At 69.2% G+C, this 14505-nt stretch carries 12 protein-coding genes and 1 other RNA gene; 4 read left to right on the top strand and 9 right to left on the bottom strand.

The window, feature by feature from the left end:
- Positions 1 to 246: 246 nt before the first annotated feature.
- The 3 genes from MUN76_RS02575 to MUN76_RS02565 form a co-directional block, all read right to left on the bottom strand.
- Positions 247 to 3309: a bifunctional [glutamine synthetase] adenylyltransferase/[glutamine synthetase]-adenylyl-L-tyrosine phosphorylase gene (locus MUN76_RS02575; RefSeq protein WP_244686875.1), complete on the bottom strand. Its 3063-nt coding sequence runs from the start codon at positions 3307 to 3309 to the stop codon at positions 247 to 249.
- A gap of 12 nt (positions 3310 to 3321) precedes the next feature.
- Entirely contained in the window at positions 3322 to 4659 is a 1338-nt protein-coding gene (gene glnA / locus MUN76_RS02570) for a type I glutamate--ammonia ligase (protein ID WP_244686873.1), read from the bottom strand.
- A gap of 110 nt (positions 4660 to 4769) precedes the next feature.
- The gene (locus MUN76_RS02565; RefSeq protein WP_244686871.1) at positions 4770 to 4973 is read right to left on the bottom strand and encodes a methionine aminopeptidase; all 204 of its coding nucleotides are present in this window, start codon (positions 4971 to 4973) and stop codon (positions 4770 to 4772) included.
- A gap of 70 nt (positions 4974 to 5043) precedes the next feature.
- Here MUN76_RS02565 and map point away from each other — a divergent pair, with 70 nt between their 5' ends.
- Entirely contained in the window at positions 5044 to 5913 is an 870-nt protein-coding gene (map, locus tag MUN76_RS02560) for a type I methionyl aminopeptidase (RefSeq protein ID WP_244686870.1), read from the top strand.
- A gap of 25 nt (positions 5914 to 5938) precedes the next feature.
- On the opposite strand, the gene rnpB is transcribed toward map, so the two are convergent.
- The 6 genes from rnpB to MUN76_RS02530 all read right to left on the bottom strand — a co-directional run bounded on the left by rnpB (position 5939) and on the right by MUN76_RS02530 (position 10713).
- An RNA gene (gene rnpB / locus MUN76_RS02555) (RNase P RNA component class A) lies at positions 5939 to 6323 on the bottom strand.
- Between the two features lie 34 nt (positions 6324 to 6357).
- On the bottom strand, positions 6358 to 7086 hold the full coding sequence (locus tag MUN76_RS02550; RefSeq protein ID WP_244686868.1) for a zinc ribbon domain-containing protein: 729 nt from the start codon (positions 7084 to 7086) through the stop codon (positions 6358 to 6360).
- Between the two features lie 41 nt (positions 7087 to 7127).
- On the bottom strand, positions 7128 to 7997 hold the full coding sequence (locus tag MUN76_RS02545; protein WP_244686866.1) for a Nif3-like dinuclear metal center hexameric protein: 870 nt from the start codon (positions 7995 to 7997) through the stop codon (positions 7128 to 7130).
- 2 nt (positions 7998 to 7999) lie between these two features.
- Entirely contained in the window at positions 8000 to 8665 is a 666-nt protein-coding gene (locus MUN76_RS02540) for a methionine ABC transporter permease (RefSeq protein ID WP_244686864.1), read from the bottom strand.
- On the bottom strand, positions 8665 to 9693 hold the full coding sequence (locus MUN76_RS02535; protein ID WP_244686862.1) for a methionine ABC transporter ATP-binding protein: 1029 nt from the start codon (positions 9691 to 9693) through the stop codon (positions 8665 to 8667). The genes MUN76_RS02540 and MUN76_RS02535 overlap by 1 nt, the downstream gene beginning before the upstream one ends.
- Positions 9694 to 9810: 117 nt before the next feature.
- Positions 9811 to 10713, bottom strand: a complete 903-nt coding sequence (locus tag MUN76_RS02530) for a MetQ/NlpA family ABC transporter substrate-binding protein (RefSeq protein WP_244686860.1) — start codon at positions 10711 to 10713, stop codon at positions 9811 to 9813.
- Positions 10714 to 10932: 219 nt separating this feature from the next.
- On the opposite strand from MUN76_RS02530, the gene MUN76_RS02525 reads away from it, so the two are divergent.
- The 3 genes from MUN76_RS02525 to MUN76_RS02515 are packed head-to-tail and all read left to right on the top strand — an operon-like array spanning position 10933 to position 14481.
- Positions 10933 to 12372, top strand: coding sequence for a glyceraldehyde-3-phosphate dehydrogenase (locus MUN76_RS02525; RefSeq protein ID WP_244686858.1), 1440 nt, complete (start codon positions 10933 to 10935; stop codon positions 12370 to 12372).
- A 46-nt stretch (positions 12373 to 12418) separates the two neighbouring features.
- Positions 12419 to 13264, top strand: coding sequence for a universal stress protein (locus MUN76_RS02520; RefSeq protein WP_244686856.1), 846 nt, complete (start codon positions 12419 to 12421; stop codon positions 13262 to 13264).
- Positions 13264 to 14481, top strand: coding sequence for a glycoside hydrolase family 3 N-terminal domain-containing protein (locus MUN76_RS02515; protein ID WP_244686855.1), 1218 nt, complete (start codon positions 13264 to 13266; stop codon positions 14479 to 14481). The genes MUN76_RS02520 and MUN76_RS02515 overlap by 1 nt, the downstream gene beginning before the upstream one ends.
- Positions 14482 to 14505 lie beyond the last annotated feature (24 nt).

Genomic DNA, 14505 nt, shown 5'->3' with positions numbered 1-14505 from the left:
GCACGAAAGCCCGCCACTCGATCATTGAGTGGCGGGCTTTCGTCGTGTGGTCAGAGACTACGAGTCAAGGTCGTCATCGAACTCGGCTCCGTCTTCGGCGAGCAAGGCCTCGAGGAATGTCTGTAAGTACTGCATAACGATGAGATTACGCTTTGATAACGAATTGCACCAGACCTCAGCGTAAATATTTCATGAACGCGTCATCAACAGCGCGTGCGGCGGAAGACTGCCAGGCGTCCCGCAGTCTCACCAGGTCCCGGGGAACCGCTCGTCGACCTCGTAGCCGAAGAACTCGCGCTCGAACACCGCCCGGGCCCGCCGGGACACGGCGAACCACCGCTCCTCCAGCTCGGAGGTGCGCCCGCCCGGAAGCCCCAGGACCCCGGCAATGCCCTCGAGATCGGCCCAGTCCGTGGGCAGCGAGTCCGAAGCCCGCCCCGTCCAGAGTTTCAGCGCGGACCGGATGCGGCTCGCGAAGCGCCAGGAATCGGTGAGCTGCTCCGTGTCTTCCGCGGCCAGGAGATCAGCGTCGCGGGCGGCGACCAGCGCCTCGAGGGTCGACACGGTGCGCAGCGCGGGATGTGAGCGGCCCTCACGGAGTTGGATGAGCTGCACCAGCCACTCGACGTCGCTGATGCCCCCCGGGCCGAGCTTGAGATGCCGCCGCCGATCGGCGCCCTGCGGCAGTCGTTCGGCTTCGACGCGCGCCTTGATCCGGCGCACCTCTCGCACCTCGGCGTCGCCGAACGCGGCGGGATACCGGATCTCGTCGGCGAGTGCGATGAAATCGGCTCCGAGGGCGGCGTCGCCGGCCACGTGTCGGGCGCGCAGCAGCGCCTGCGCCTCCCACGTCACCGACCATCGCTCGTAGTACGCGCGATACGCATCGAGGCTGCGCACGATGGGTCCGTTCTTCCCCTCGGGGCGGAGGTCGAAGTCCAAGTCGACCGGGAACCGCGGGTCGGAGACGAGGCGCCGGAGTTCGGACACGAGCTTCGTGGCCGCGCGCGATGCCTGCTCTGCGGGCACGCCGTCCGCGGCCCGGAAGACGGCGACGATGTCGATGTCCGAGGCGAAACCGAGCTCGCGACCCCCGTAGCGGCCCATACCGATGAGTGCGAGTTCGACGAGCGGGTCAGCGGCGGGTGCAGCGGCGGCCTCGTCGCGGCGCAGCGCGATCAGGAGTCCGTCCAGAAGCGCGGTGTGCGCCGCGTCGAGGCCGAGGGCGACGTCACGATCGTCGATCGCCCCGACGATGCGTCCGAGGGCGAGGCGGAGCACCTCTCTGCGGTGCACGGTGCGGAGCATCGCGGAGGAGTCCGCCGCGGAGTCGCGACGCGACGCGATCGCGCGCATCTCCTCGAGCAAGGTCGGCAGACCGAGCGGCTGCAGTCGATCATCCTTCTCGAGCCAAGCGACGGCCTCCGGGATCGACTCCAGCAGCTCGGCGGCGTACCGGGAGCACGACAGCACCCGCGCGAGGCGCTCGGCCGCGTCCGTGCCGTCGCGCAGCAGCCGCAGGTACCACGGGTTCCCCTGGTTGGCCTCGCTCACCCGGCGGAAGGAGAGCAGACCGAAGTCGGGGTCGGTGCCCTCGGCGAGCCACTGCAGCATGACGGGCATGAGATTGCGCTGGATCCTTGCGCGTCGCGACGTCCCCCGAGTCAGGGCGCTCAGGTGCCGGATCGCGCCGTCGGGATCCCGGAAGCCGATGCTGCTGAGGCGGGCGCGGGCCTCGTCGCTGCCGAGCACCAGCTCCTCCTCCGGGAGCGCCGCGACGGCGCTGAGCAGTGGAGCGTAGAAGATCTTGAGGTGCAGCTCCCGCACCTCGCGCTTGATCAGCTCCCACAGAGCGAGGAGCCCCGACCAGGTGTCGGCGAGTCCCGTGGAGCGCGCGAGGACCCGGAGGCTCTCCTCGTCCCGCGGCATGATCGCGGTACGGCGGAGCTCGCGCAACTGCAACCGGTGCTCGAGGGTGCGCAGGCGCCGGTAATCGGACGCGAGCCGCTCCCCGTCGCTGCGGGCGATGTACCCGCCCTCGACGAGCGCGCGGAGCGCGGGCAGGGTGCCGCGCAGGTGCAGACGTTCGTCGTACTGACCGTGCACGAGCTGCAGCAGCTGGACGCTGAACTCGATGTCGCGGAGGCCACCCGGGCCGAGCTTCAGCTGCACCTCCAGCTCATCGTCCGCGATGTGCTCCGTGACGCGCTGGCGCATGCGCTGAACCGACCCGACGAAGTCCTCCCGCGAGGAGGAGGACCAGACGAGCTCCCGCGTCCCCGCCACGAAGGCTTCGCCGAGGCCGCGATCGCCGGCGAGCGGGCGGGCCTTGAGCAGCGCCTGGAACTCCCACCCCTTGGCCCACCGCTCGTAGTAGTGCAGCATCGAGCCGAGCGTGCGCACGAGGGCGCCGTGACGCCCTTCGGGTCGGAGGTTCGCGTCGAGTTCCCAGAGCGGGGGTTCGATCGCGGGGTCATGGATCCCGCGCATCGTCTCGCTCGCGAGCCGCGTTGAGATCCGGATCAGGGCGTCGCCGTCGACGACCTCCTCGTCGCTGGTTCCCACGATGAAGACGACGTCCACGTCGGAGACGACGTTCAGCTCCTCGGCGCCGCACTTGCCCATGGCGACGACGGCGAGGTCGACGACGGACAGTCGCTCCGCCGGCACCGCCGGGCCCGAGAGCCCCGCGAGCAGCGACGCGCGCGCGACCGCGAGTGAGGCCTCCACTGCTCCCCCGGCCAGGTCCGACAGCGCGTGCGCCACCGGCTCGAATGCCGCCTCGACGCGGCCCGCGCGCGCTTCCCGCAGATCGTGGAGCATGAGCTCAGCCAGGAGTTCGCGATAGCGCACGCGGAGTGCCAGCCATCCCGGCTCACCGGCGAGCGCCGAGGCGGCGAGCGGCCCACCGGCACCGACCGGAGCTCCGCGCACCGCCTCGACGAGTGCGCGGCGGGCTTCCTCGGTGCGGATCAGCCGGCCGCCGGTCTGCAGGATCTCGGCGAGCCGGCCGGGCTGCCGTGCGAAGAAGTCGCCGAGTGCGGGTGACGAGCCGAACAGCAGGCAGAGGCGCTCGAACTGCGCTGCGTCGAGCCCGGCGAGCACCTCCGGATGCCGATCGCCGAGCTGCCGCGCGCGGATGAGTGCCGCATCGGGATCAGCGGCGTGCGCGAACGGGTCGAGGAGCGATGCTGCGGGAACCGAGAGGCAGGCCGCGAGCTCGTCGAGCTGCTCGCGTGCCGACGTCAGCTCCTGGAACCCGGCGCGCGCGAGGTCCGTGAGCCGCAGATCGCGCTGCTGAGCTGCCAACTGGACTCCGTGCTAGACGGTGTCGAGCATCGACGAGAGCTCGTAGGGCGTGACCTGGCTGCGGTACTCGGCGACCTCACGGCGCTTGTCGCGGAGGAAGAACGCGAAGACCTGCTCCCCGAGGGTCTCGGCCACGAGTTCGGAGCGCTCCATGACCGCGAGGGCGTGGTCGAGGCTCGTCGGAAGTGCGTCGAAGCCCATCGCCCGCCGCTCGCCGTCGCTGAGGGCCCAGACGTTGTTCTCGGCCTCCGGGGGGAGCTCGTACTCCTCCTGGATGCCCTTGAGTCCGGCCGCGAGCAGCACCGAGAAGCCGAGGTAGGGATTCACCGCGCTGTCCATGCCGCGGTACTCGACCCGCGCGGCGCCGCCCTTGCCCGGCTTGTACATCGGGATCCGGACGAGCGCGGAGCGGTTGTTGTGCCCCCAGCTCACGAACGACGGGGCCTCGTCGCCACCCCAGAGCCGCTTGTAGGAGTTGATGTACTGGTTGGTGATCGCGGTGATCTCCGGGGCGTGGCGCAAGAGACCCGCGACGAAGCGACGACCGGTCTGGGAGAGTTGATGCTTCGCGGCCGGATCGTAGAAGGCGTTGGAGTCGCCTTCGAAGAGCGAGAGATGCGAGTGCATGCCCGATCCGGGGTGCCCGGCGAGCGGCTTCGGCATGAAGGTGGCGTGCACGCCCTGTGAGATCGCCACCTCTTTGACGACGGTGCGGAAGGTCATGAGATTGTCTGCGGTGGTGAGCGCGTCCGCGTAGCGGAGATCGATCTCGTTCTGACCCGGTCCGGCCTCATGGTGACTGAACTCGACGGAGATGCCGAGGTCCTCGAGCATGTTCACGCTCTCGCGGCGGAAGTCATGGGCGGTGCCGCCGGGGACGTTGTCGAAGTAGCCGGCTCGGTCGACGGGCACCGGCCCCTCGGCACCGAACGCCTTCGACTGCAGCAGATAGAACTCGACCTCGGGGTGCGTGTAGAAGGTGAATCCCTGTTCGGCGGCCTGCGCCAGGGTGCGCTTCAGCACGTTGCGAGGATCGGCGACCGCGGGCTCGCCGTTCGGGGTGCGGATGTCGCAGAACATGCGCGCGGTGGGCTCGCTCTGGCTGCGCCAGGGCAGCAGCTGGAACGTCGACGGATCCGGAACCGCGAGCAGGTCGGACTCGTAGGCGCGGGTCAGACCCTCGATGGCGGAGCCGTCGAAGCCGATCCCCTCGCTGAACGCACCCTCCACCTCGGCCGGCGCGAGTGCGACCGACTTCAGTGTTCCCGACACGTCGGTGAACCACAGGCGGACGAACCTGACGCCGCGCTCCTCGATGGTGCGAAGGACAAAATCTCGTTGCTTACTCACACCCGCTCCGATCACTGGGGACGTCTGGCACGATCAGACTATCGTTCCGTGCGTAACAATCGCGTTACACGAAGGTGCGAGTGCCGTCACAACGACACCCGCACCCCGGGCTACTCGTCCCGCGCGTCTTCCTCGGCCCACTTGCGGGCGCGCTCGGCCACGATCTCCGTGGCGTTCGCCGCCTCCTCGCGCGTTGCGAACGGGCCCACGCGGTCGACGGAGAGCGACTGCGGGCCCTCCTCCACCTCGCCGGTGCGGGTGTTGTACCAGTACGTCTCGGCGGGGTCTTCGACACCCCAGTCGCGCTTGCTCACGGTGCACGTCCTTTCGATCGCGGGTCCAGCGAGCGGGAACGGCCTCCCGGCTCACTCCTAGACTAGAGGCATGCCATTCAACGCACAGGGCCATCTTGTCCCCGGATCCCTCCCACCGGTGCGGACCGTGCCCGGCAGCATCGCCAGGCCGCCCTACGTGGGCCTGAATCGGCCCCCGGAGTACACGGGCGACAATACCTACACCGACGCCGAGATCGAACGGATCCGTGCTGCGGGCCGGATCGCCTCGCGGGCACTCGACGCCGTCGGCGCGGCCGTGCGGCCCGGCGCGACGACGGCGGAGCTCGACCGGATCGCCCACGAGTCCGTGGTCGCCGCGGGTGCGTATCCCTCGACGCTCGGTTACCGCGGATACCGGGCATCGAGCTGCACCTCCGTCAACGAGGTCATCTGCCACGGGATCCCCGACGACACCGTGCTCCGAGACGGCGACATCGTCAACGTGGACGTGACGGCCTACCTCGACGGCATGCACGGCGACACGAATCGCACGTTCCGCGTCGGCGAGGTGCGTGAGGAGATCGACCAGCTCGTCGAACGCACGCACGAGGCGATGATGCGCGGGATCCGGGCGGCACGACCCGGGCGCGAGGTGAACGTGATCGGACGGGTCATCGAGACCTACGCCAAGCGCTTCGGGTACGGGGTGGTGCGCGATTTCACCGGGCACGGTGTGGGCGCGGCATTTCACACGGGCCTGATCATCCCCCACTACGACTCGGCGCCGGCCTATGCCGATCTCATCACCCCGGGCATGGTGTTCACCATCGAACCGATGCTCACGCTCGGCACGCACGAGTGGGACCAGTGGGCCGACGGCTGGACGGTCACGACCCGGGACAAGTCCGTCACCGCGCAGTTCGAGCACACGATCGTGGTGCACGAGAACGGGTTCGAGATCCTCACGCTGTCGGACTAGCGCGGAGGCCCCGAAGCCGGTGCGTGGAATGGGCCGGATCATACGCCGGGTTCTGTCCCGCCGGTCCGTAGACCCGCGGTGACGGTCATCTCTCTCGGGGCACTGTTGCCAGTACCCTCTAGCGGCCTACCCGAAGACTCGGCGGGGCGCGTCATCGTCTTCTGTCTGGCCTTGCTCCGAACGAGGTTTACCTGGCCGCCCGTGTCACCACGGACGCCGGTGGTCTCTTACACCACCCTTTCAGCCTTACCTGCGGCACCGAAGCACCGCCGGCGGTCTACTCTCTGTTGCACTTTCTCGCGGGTTGCCCCGGGTGGGCGTTACCCACCGTTCTCCCCTGCGGAGCCCGGACGTTCCTCGGCACATCTGTCACTCGCGTGACGCCGTGACGCGACCGTCTCACCGACCCATTCCACGGTTCAGTCTAGCGGAGACCGCCCGGGTCTAGTCCTCGAAGTCGCGGACGAGGATCGCGCCGCTGCCCGGGCAGAAGACGATCTCGTCGGGTGCGGTCGCGCGGATGTCGCTGAGCTCGGCCGGGGCGAGCGCCATGTTGCTGCCCTCCGAGACGTTGCCGCGCAGGCGTGCCGCCCCGAGACCGATGCGCCCGCGGAGCTCCTCGTACAGATCGAGCAGGTCGCGCTGCAGCTCCGCAGCGAGTCCGGCCCGCTCCTCGGTGTTCGACGCGAGCTCGGCGTCGAGTCGACGTTCCGCGTCGTCGAGCCGAGCCTGGATCTCGGCGCGGCGCGCGTCGATCCCGGCGAGGTGCGACTCCGCCTCGGAGAACGTGGCCTGCACCCCCTCGACGACCTCCATGAGCTCGAGCTCACGATCCTCCAGCTCCGACTGCCGACGGCTGAGCGTGTCGAGCTCGCCCTGGAGCGACTGGGCTTCTTTGCTGGACGTGCTGACGCTGAGCATCTGGGTGTCGCGGTCGCGGCGCTGCTGCACGGTGGCGACGTCGGCCTCGATGCGGGCGAGCTCCGTGCGCCGCGTGTCGAGTTCGCGCTGCGCTTGCATGAAACGGTCGCGGGCCGCCGCGGTGTCGCCGCTCAGCGCGTCGAGATCGCCGCGCTCCGGCAGTGTGGCGCGCTTCCGGCGCAGCCGTGCCAGCGTGTTGTCGAGGTCTTGGAGATCGAGCAGCAGTCTCTGCTGGCGTGTGCTGGCCTTCATAGCTGACAGCCTAGCGTCACGAACGACCGTTGCACGGCGCGTCAGACCGCGAAGCTCCAGGGGTCGGTGCGTCGGGTGCTCACCCGGAACTCGACCCCGGGCAGGCGGTCGCCCAGTCGCTCGGCGGCGCCGTCGAGCCAGAGCGACTCGCTCGCCCAGTGCGCGACGTCGATGAGCGCCGGCCCGCCCATGGCCGCAGCGCGTTCCAGCGCCTCCTGCGCGGGGTGGTGGCGCAGGTCGCTCGTGAGATAGACGTCGGCCGCGAGGACGGCCGGGTGGTCGAGCAGGCTGTCGCCGGCGCCGCCGAGCAGCGCGATGCGCTGGACCGCGCGATCCGGATCGCCCGCGACCCGCACGCCGCTGACGGTCTGCGGCAGGATCCCCGCGACGCGCTCGGCGAAGGCGCGGAGCGACTCCGGCGCGTCGAGCGTGCCCACGCGTCCGATGCCCGCCGTGCCGCCCGAGACCTCGGGAGATGTGCTTTCCACGATGGGGCGCGCAGCGCGCAGCCCGAGCCGCTCGGCGATCACCGCGGAGACGCCCCCCTCCGGGATATCGGCGTTCGTGTGCGCGGTGAGGAGCGCGCAGTCGCCGCGGATCAGGCGGGCGAGCAGCGCCCCCTTGGCGGTGTCCTCCGCGACCGAGTGCACACCGCGCAAGAGCAGCGGGTGATGCGCGAGCAGCACGTCGGCGTCCCACTCCAGCGCCTCGTCGACGGTCGCGCCCACGGGGTCCACGGCGAGCAGGACGCGTCGCAGCGGCGCAGCGTCACGGCCCGACACGAGCCCGACCCGATCCCAGCTCTCCGCGGATGCGACGGGCCAGAGCGCCTCCGCGGCACGGCGGAGATCGGACACGGTGTGCTCCCGCGGGGATCCGGATGACGGGTCTGCGACCGAGAGCTGCACCATGTCTACCTCCGAAGGAGCTTGCGAGCGATTCCGTTGCCGAGCACCTGCACGAGCTGCACGATCACGATGAGGATGAGCACGGCGGCCCAGGTCACCCAGGGGTTGAACTGACGGTAGCCGTACTGCAGCGCCAGGTTACCAAGCCCGCCGCCGCCGATCACACCGGCCATCGCGGTCATGTCCACCACAGCGATGAACGCGAAGGTGTAGCCGAGCACGAGCGGGCCGAGGCCCTCGGGGATCAGCACGGTGAAGATCGTGCGGAGCGGACCGGCACCCATGGCCCGCGCGGCCTCGATCACCCCGGGGGGAACGGTGAGCAGGTTCTGCTCGACGAGGCGGGCCATGCCGAACGTCGCTGCGAAGCACAGCACGAAGAGGAGCGCCGGGGTTCCGATGCCCGTGCCGACCGTCAGGCGGGCGAGCGGTTGGAGCGCCGCGATGAGGATCACGAAGGGAATCGGTCGGAAGAAGTTGACCAGGAAGTTGAGCACCCAGAACACGACCCGGTTGTCGAGCAGGCCGCCCTGCCGGGTCACGGTGAGGGCGACGCCGATGATCAGACCGAGCACCCCGCCGATCCCCATCGCCGTGACGACGTAGAACAGGGTCTCGACGGTCGCCTCGACGAACTTGCCGCTCTCCAGCAATTCGATGAGCTTGTCCATTACGCCAGCACCTCCAGGTCGGTCTCCTGGGCCAGGGCCGCGATCGCGTGCTCCACCCGCAGCTCGTCGCCGATGAGCTCGAGCGTCAACTTGCCGAAGCTCCGGCCGCCGACGTCGGTGATCCCGCCGTGCACGATGCTCACGCCGACGCCGCGCTCGGCGAGGGTCTGGAAGACGACGGGCTGGTCGACGTCGCCGTCGCGGAAGGTCATGGTGACGAGCTTGCCCCGGTGCCGCTGTCGCAGCGCCTCCAGGTGGTCGTCGGCCGGCTGGCTCGGCAGCGCCGTCGAGACGAAGCGGCGTGTCGTCGAGGTCTGCGGGTTGGAGAACACGTCGAAGACGTCGCCCTGCTCGACCGCGCGCCCGCCATCCATCACCGTCACGCGATCGGCGATCTCCCGCACGACCTCCATCTCGTGGGTGATGAGGACGATGGTGATCCCGAACTCGGCGTTCACCTGCTTGAGCAGTGCGAGCACCTCTTGCGACGTCTCGGGATCGAGGGCGCTCGTCGCCTCATCGGCGAGGAGGACACCCGGATTCGTCGCGAGCGCGCGCGCGATCCCGACCCGCTGCTTCTGGCCGCCCGAGAGCTGGTCCGTGAAGGCGCGCGCTTTGTCGGCGAGGCCGACGAACTCGAGCAGCTCGGTTACTCGTCGCGTGCGTTCGGCGGTGGGAACCCCGGCCACGATCAGCGGGTATTCGACGTTCTTCGCGACGTTCTTCGAGTGGAACAGGTTGAACTGCTGGAAGATCATGCCGATGCCGCCGCGTGCGGCGCGCACCTTCGACTCGGGCAGTGCCGTGATGTCCTGGTCGCCCACGAGGATCCGACCGGCGGTCGCACGCTCGAGGCCGTTCACGAGGCGCAGGAGGGTGCTCTTGCCCGCACCGGAGTACCCGATGATCGCGTGGATCTCACCGGAGGCGACATCGATCGACACGTCGTCGACCGCGACGACCGGGGGTGCGCCCTTGCCCCGCCCGGGGTAGCGTTTGCCGACCCCGATCATCTGCACGCGTGTCATCTGCGTCTCCACTCCTCTGGGTGTCCCGCTCATGCAGCGGAACCGGAATCAAGGATGCCATGATTCCGGTTCCGCTCCGACGTCCGCACCCGTTCGGTGCGGACGCGATGGTGAGGTCTAGCCGTTGTCCCGGACCTGGGCCTCGGAGTCGGTCAGGATCTCCTGCAGCTCGGAGACGGGGGTGTTCAGCAGGATGGCGCTGTCGCCCGAGTTCTCGAGCACGCCGGCCTGCACGTCGGCGTTGGTCTGGTAGATCTCGACCAGCTTCTGGTAGGTCGGGTTCTCGGCGTCGGCCTTCTTCGCGGCGAAGATGTTGATGAAGTACTTCGCGCCCTCGTCCTCGGGATCGTCCTGGTACAGGGCGTCCGAGAACTCGAGACCCGCGTCGGTGACGAAGTCGTTGTTGACGACCGCGGCGTCGACGTCGGCGAGGGAGGTCGCGGTGAAGGAGGCGTCCATCTCGGTGACGGAGACCTTCGAGGCCGCCGTGTCGATGTCGTCGGGGGTCGAGAACAGCGAACCGCCGTCGGAGAGTTCGATGAGCTCGGCCGCCTGCAGCACGTTGAGCGCACGAGCGCGGTTCGTCGGGTCGGACGGGATCGCGACGGTGCCGCCCTCCGGGATCTGGCTCAGCTCGTCGTGCTTCGTGGAGAACACGGCGAGCGGGTAGATCGCGGTCGACCCGATCGCGACGAGGTCGTCGTCGTTCGCGACGTTGTAGTCCGCGAGGTACACGATGTGCTGGAACTGGTTGAGGTCGAGCTCACCCTCGCTCAGCGCCGGGTTCGGCTGGTTGTAGTCGGTGAAGTCGACGAGCTCGACCTCGATGCCCTCGTCGGCTGCTGCGGCGGTGAAGGTCTCCCAGTAGGGATCGCTCGAGCCGACGACGCCGATGCGCACGGGGCCGCTCTCAGCGCCCTCCTCGGAGCCGCTGTCGGCGGCCGGTGCGGAGCATCCCGCCAGGACGAGCGCCAGGCCGGCGATGGAAGCGGCCAGGATGCCGCGCTTCGTGAAACTCATGGTGTTCCTCAAGTGGTGATATCGGAGTGTGGGCCCCGGATCCGGGGCCATGTCTGAACAAAACCAGCCTGGGGCACCCCGGACGGCGCGCGAAATCAGCGTGTCACACGGCGTCATGGTCTCGCTCCAGCGTTCCCGTGGGATACTGGGAGTGACGCCGACACGGCGCCGGCGGGCAGGCCGAACTCCTCATCACTTTGGAAGGAACTCTCCGTTCACATGAATCAGCGAGCTGTGTCTCACCTGGAAGCCTGGAAGACGAAGCAGGAACTCGCGGAGCGGATGATCCCGCTGATCGGCCAGCTGTACCGGGATCACGACGTGGTGATGTCCGTGCATGGCCGCAGCCTGGTCGGCCGGTCCGCGATCGACATCATCCGCGCGCACAGCTTTGCCCGGAAGATCGATGACGTCGAGCTGTCGCTGACCGAGACCTCCGCCATCGTCGAGGCGCTCGCGGAGATCCAGCCGGGGCCGGTCTCGGTGGATCTCGCCCTCCTCGCCAACGGTTTCCGCGCGTCGGGCGCTTCCGACCTCAGCGCCTACCTTCGGGAGGAGCTCGCCCCCGCGCTCGACGCGAAGCCGGGTCGCGGCACCGACGTGGTGCTCTACGGGTTCGGTCGCATCGGCCGGCTGCTCGCACGCATCATCATCGACCACACGGGGAGCGGCAACGGTCTGAACCTGCGGGCGATCGTCGTGCGCAAGGGGTCGGACAACGACCTCGAGAAGCGGGCGAACCTGCTGCGACGCGACTCGGTGCACGGCCCTTTCAACGGCACGATCAAGGTGCTGGAGGACGAGAACGTGATTCTCGCCAACGGCGTGCGTATCCAGGTGATCTACTCGAACGACCCCGCCGAGGTCGACTACACCGCGTACGGGATCGAGGACGCGATCCTCGTCGACAACACCGGCAAGTGGCGCGACGCCGAGGGGCTCTCCCAGCACCTCCAGAACCAGGGCATCGCTCGTGTGCTCCTCACCGCACCCGGCAAGGGCGACATGCTGAACGTCGTGTACGGCGTGAACAGCGGCAACATCACCGACGCGCACACGATCCTGAGCGCCGCCTCCTGCACCACCAACGCGATCACTCCCGTGCTGAAGGTCATCAACGATCGCTTCGGCGTGAAGCAGGGGCACGTCGAAACCGTGCACTCCTACACGAACGATCAGAACCTGATCGACAACTTCCACAAGGGCGACCGGCGCGGCCGCTCGGCCGCCCTGAACATGGTGCTCGCGGAGACGGGTGCCGCGAAGGCCGTGGCGAAGGCGCTCCCCGAGTTCGAGGGCAAGCTCACCGGCAACGCGATCCGCGTTCCCACCCCCGACGTCTCGATGGCGGTGCTGAACCTGCAGCTCGAGACCGAGACCGATCGCGACGAGATCAACGCCTTCCTCGAGAAGGTCTCGCTGACGGGCAGCCTGCGCACCCAGATCGACTACGTCGAGTCCCCCGAGATCGTGTCGACGGACTTCGTCGGTTCGAACCGCGCGGGCATCGTCGACGGCCTGGCCACGATCGTTACCGGCAACACCGCCATCCTCTACGTCTGGTACGACAACGAGTTCGGCTACAGCTGCCAGGTCGTGCGCATCATCGAACAGCTCGCGGGCAGCCACCCGGCACACCTGCCCGCACTGGAGTCCTAGGGCACCGATCCCGTTCCCAGCAGCACCGAGAGAGAAGAGGCAGCACATGTCCGGTACATATCTCATTGGAGTCGACGGTTCAGAACAGAGCCGGGTCGCCCTCGCGTGGGGCCTCGCTCGGGCTGGTGAACGGGGTGCGGCCGTGGAGCTGCTCCACGTCGCCGACGACTCGTTCCTCTCGGAGAGCGTGGCCTTTCTCTCCGAGGCGCAGCAGGCGTCCGAGCAGATGCTCGCGGCGGAGACGGAGTACGCGCGGAGCCTCGGGTTCACCGGCAAGATCAGCGGGAGCGCCGTCGTCGGGCACCCGATCGCGGAGATCGAGGAGGCCTCGCGCCACGCCGATCTCCTCGTGCTGGGTGCGCACGGCGGGGGTCGCCTCGCGGGCTCCTTCTTCGGCACCCGGGCGGTGAAGGCGGCGGCGACCGCGCACTGCCCGGTCGCCGTGATCCCGAAGGACGACGTGCGCCGGGACTCGACCGTCGTGGTGGGCGTGGACGGCTCGGATGCCTCGAAGAAGGCGATCGCGTTCGCGGCCGAGGAAGCGTCCTTCCGCGGGCTTCCGCTCGTCGCGGTGTACGCGTGGATGCCGCCCCTCACCCCGGGGCTCGAGTACCTCTGGAGCGAGGAGCTCGTCGAGTCCCAGCGCGCCGCGGCCGAGGAGGCCATCGCGATCGGCGTGGCCGGCCTCGCGAGCCGCTACCCCGACCTCGAGATCCGTCGCGAGATCGTGCAGGCTCCGCCGGTCGCGGCACTGGTGCAGGCCGCGGAGGGGGCCGATCTGCTGGTCGTCGGCAGCCGAGGCCGTGGCGGAATCTCCCGGCTCCTGCTCGGCTCGGTGAGCCACGGGGTCCTGCAGGCCCTCCCCTGTCCGGTGATCGTCACCCGCGCATAGTGCGTCGACCGCGCATCCGGCGATTCGGCGCGGTGGCGCTCACCGCCGCGCTGATCCTGCTCGCCGGATGCGCGACCGAGCCCGCCGGGTCGTCCGGATCCGCCGCCTCGAGCGGGCCGAGCCCGACCTCCGAGCCGACCACCCCGGCACCGCCGACCCCGGCCGAGCTCAGGCACGCCGACGCGGTGGAGCGCGTGACCTCCGCGACCACCCGCGAGAAGGTCGCGAGCATCGTCATGAGCACCGCCCCCGGCACCGATCCGGCCGCGCTGCGCAGTCTCATCGAGGCTCAGGGTCTCGGCGGCGTCATCCTGATGGGATCGAACGTCCCGGCGACGCCGGAAGAGTTGCGCGCCCTGACCGGGGTGGTCGCCGGCGATCCCGGATTTCCCGCGCTCATCGGCATCGATCAAGAGGGTGGAGTCGTCTCCCGCTTGGCCTGGGACGACCTGCCGAGCGCGAGCGCACTGCGAACCGAGGCGCCGGACGCCACGGAAGCGGCCTTCGCGGCTCGCGCACGGCTGCTCGCCGACACCGGAGTCAGCGTGAACTTCGGGATCATGGCCGACATCACGGCGGATCCGTCGAGCTTTCTCGCCGACCGGGTGCTCGGAGTCACACCCGATGACGCTGCGGACCGGGTTGCGGCCGCGGTGCGCGGCGAACGGGGCGTGGTGCGCTCCACCCTCAAGCACTTCCCGGGGCATGGCTCGGCGCCTGGGAACTCTCACGAGATGATCCCGCAGTCCCCTCTGGATCGGGCCGCCTGGAAGACCACCGAGGCGGTGCCGTTCCGCGCGGGCATCAACGCGGGGGCCGAGCTCATGATGACCGGACACGTGCGTTTTCCGACCATCGACCCGCTCCCCGCTTCCCTCTCCCCCGAGTGGCACCGGATCGCCCGGGAGGACCTCGGGTTCACCGGGGTGATCGTCACGGACGATCTGGTCATGCTCCAGAACTCCGGCGAGCCCGCACTGCTCGACGCGACGCAGAACGCGATCCAGGCGCTGCTCGCGGGCAACGACCTGCTGCTCCACCTCGACGGTGCGGCGGTGCCGGCGATGATCGACGGCCTCATCGCCGCGGTGGACAGCGGCGCGGTGCCGGAGGCGAGGCTCGTCGACGCCGCGACCCGGGTCGCTGAGCTGCGGCTGGAGATCGCCGGAGCGCACGAGCCCGGTAGCGCTCCGGCCGCTGTCGTGGGCCCCGGGTAGCATGGCAACTCCGACATCGCACAC

This window comes from Leucobacter rhizosphaerae, from assembly GCF_022919175.1.
GTDB classification, from domain to species: Bacteria; Actinomycetota; Actinomycetes; order Actinomycetales; family Microbacteriaceae; genus Leucobacter; species Leucobacter rhizosphaerae.
The sequence above is the reverse complement of the archived record's forward strand: the minus strand, read 5'-3'. Positions and strand labels throughout refer to the sequence as shown.

Coding starts and splice junctions, on each gene's coding strand:
- map (WP_244686870.1), top strand. CDS start 5,044: ATGCCATTCAACGCACAGGGCCATCTTGTCCCCGGATCCCTCCCACCG.
- MUN76_RS02550 (WP_244686868.1), bottom strand. CDS start 7,086: ATGAAGGCCAGCACACGCCAGCAGAGACTGCTGCTCGATCTCCAAGAC.
- MUN76_RS02545 (WP_244686866.1), bottom strand. CDS start 7,997: ATGGTGCAGCTCTCGGTCGCAGACCCGTCATCCGGATCCCCGCGGGAG.
- MUN76_RS02540 (WP_244686864.1), bottom strand. CDS start 8,665: ATGGACAAGCTCATCGAATTGCTGGAGAGCGGCAAGTTCGTCGAGGCG.
- MUN76_RS02535 (WP_244686862.1), bottom strand. CDS start 9,693: ATGACACGCGTGCAGATGATCGGGGTCGGCAAACGCTACCCCGGGCGG.
- MUN76_RS02530 (WP_244686860.1), bottom strand. CDS start 10,713: ATGAGTTTCACGAAGCGCGGCATCCTGGCCGCTTCCATCGCCGGCCTG.
- MUN76_RS02525 (WP_244686858.1), top strand. CDS start 10,933: ATGAATCAGCGAGCTGTGTCTCACCTGGAAGCCTGGAAGACGAAGCAG.
- MUN76_RS02520 (WP_244686856.1), top strand. CDS start 12,419: ATGTCCGGTACATATCTCATTGGAGTCGACGGTTCAGAACAGAGCCGG.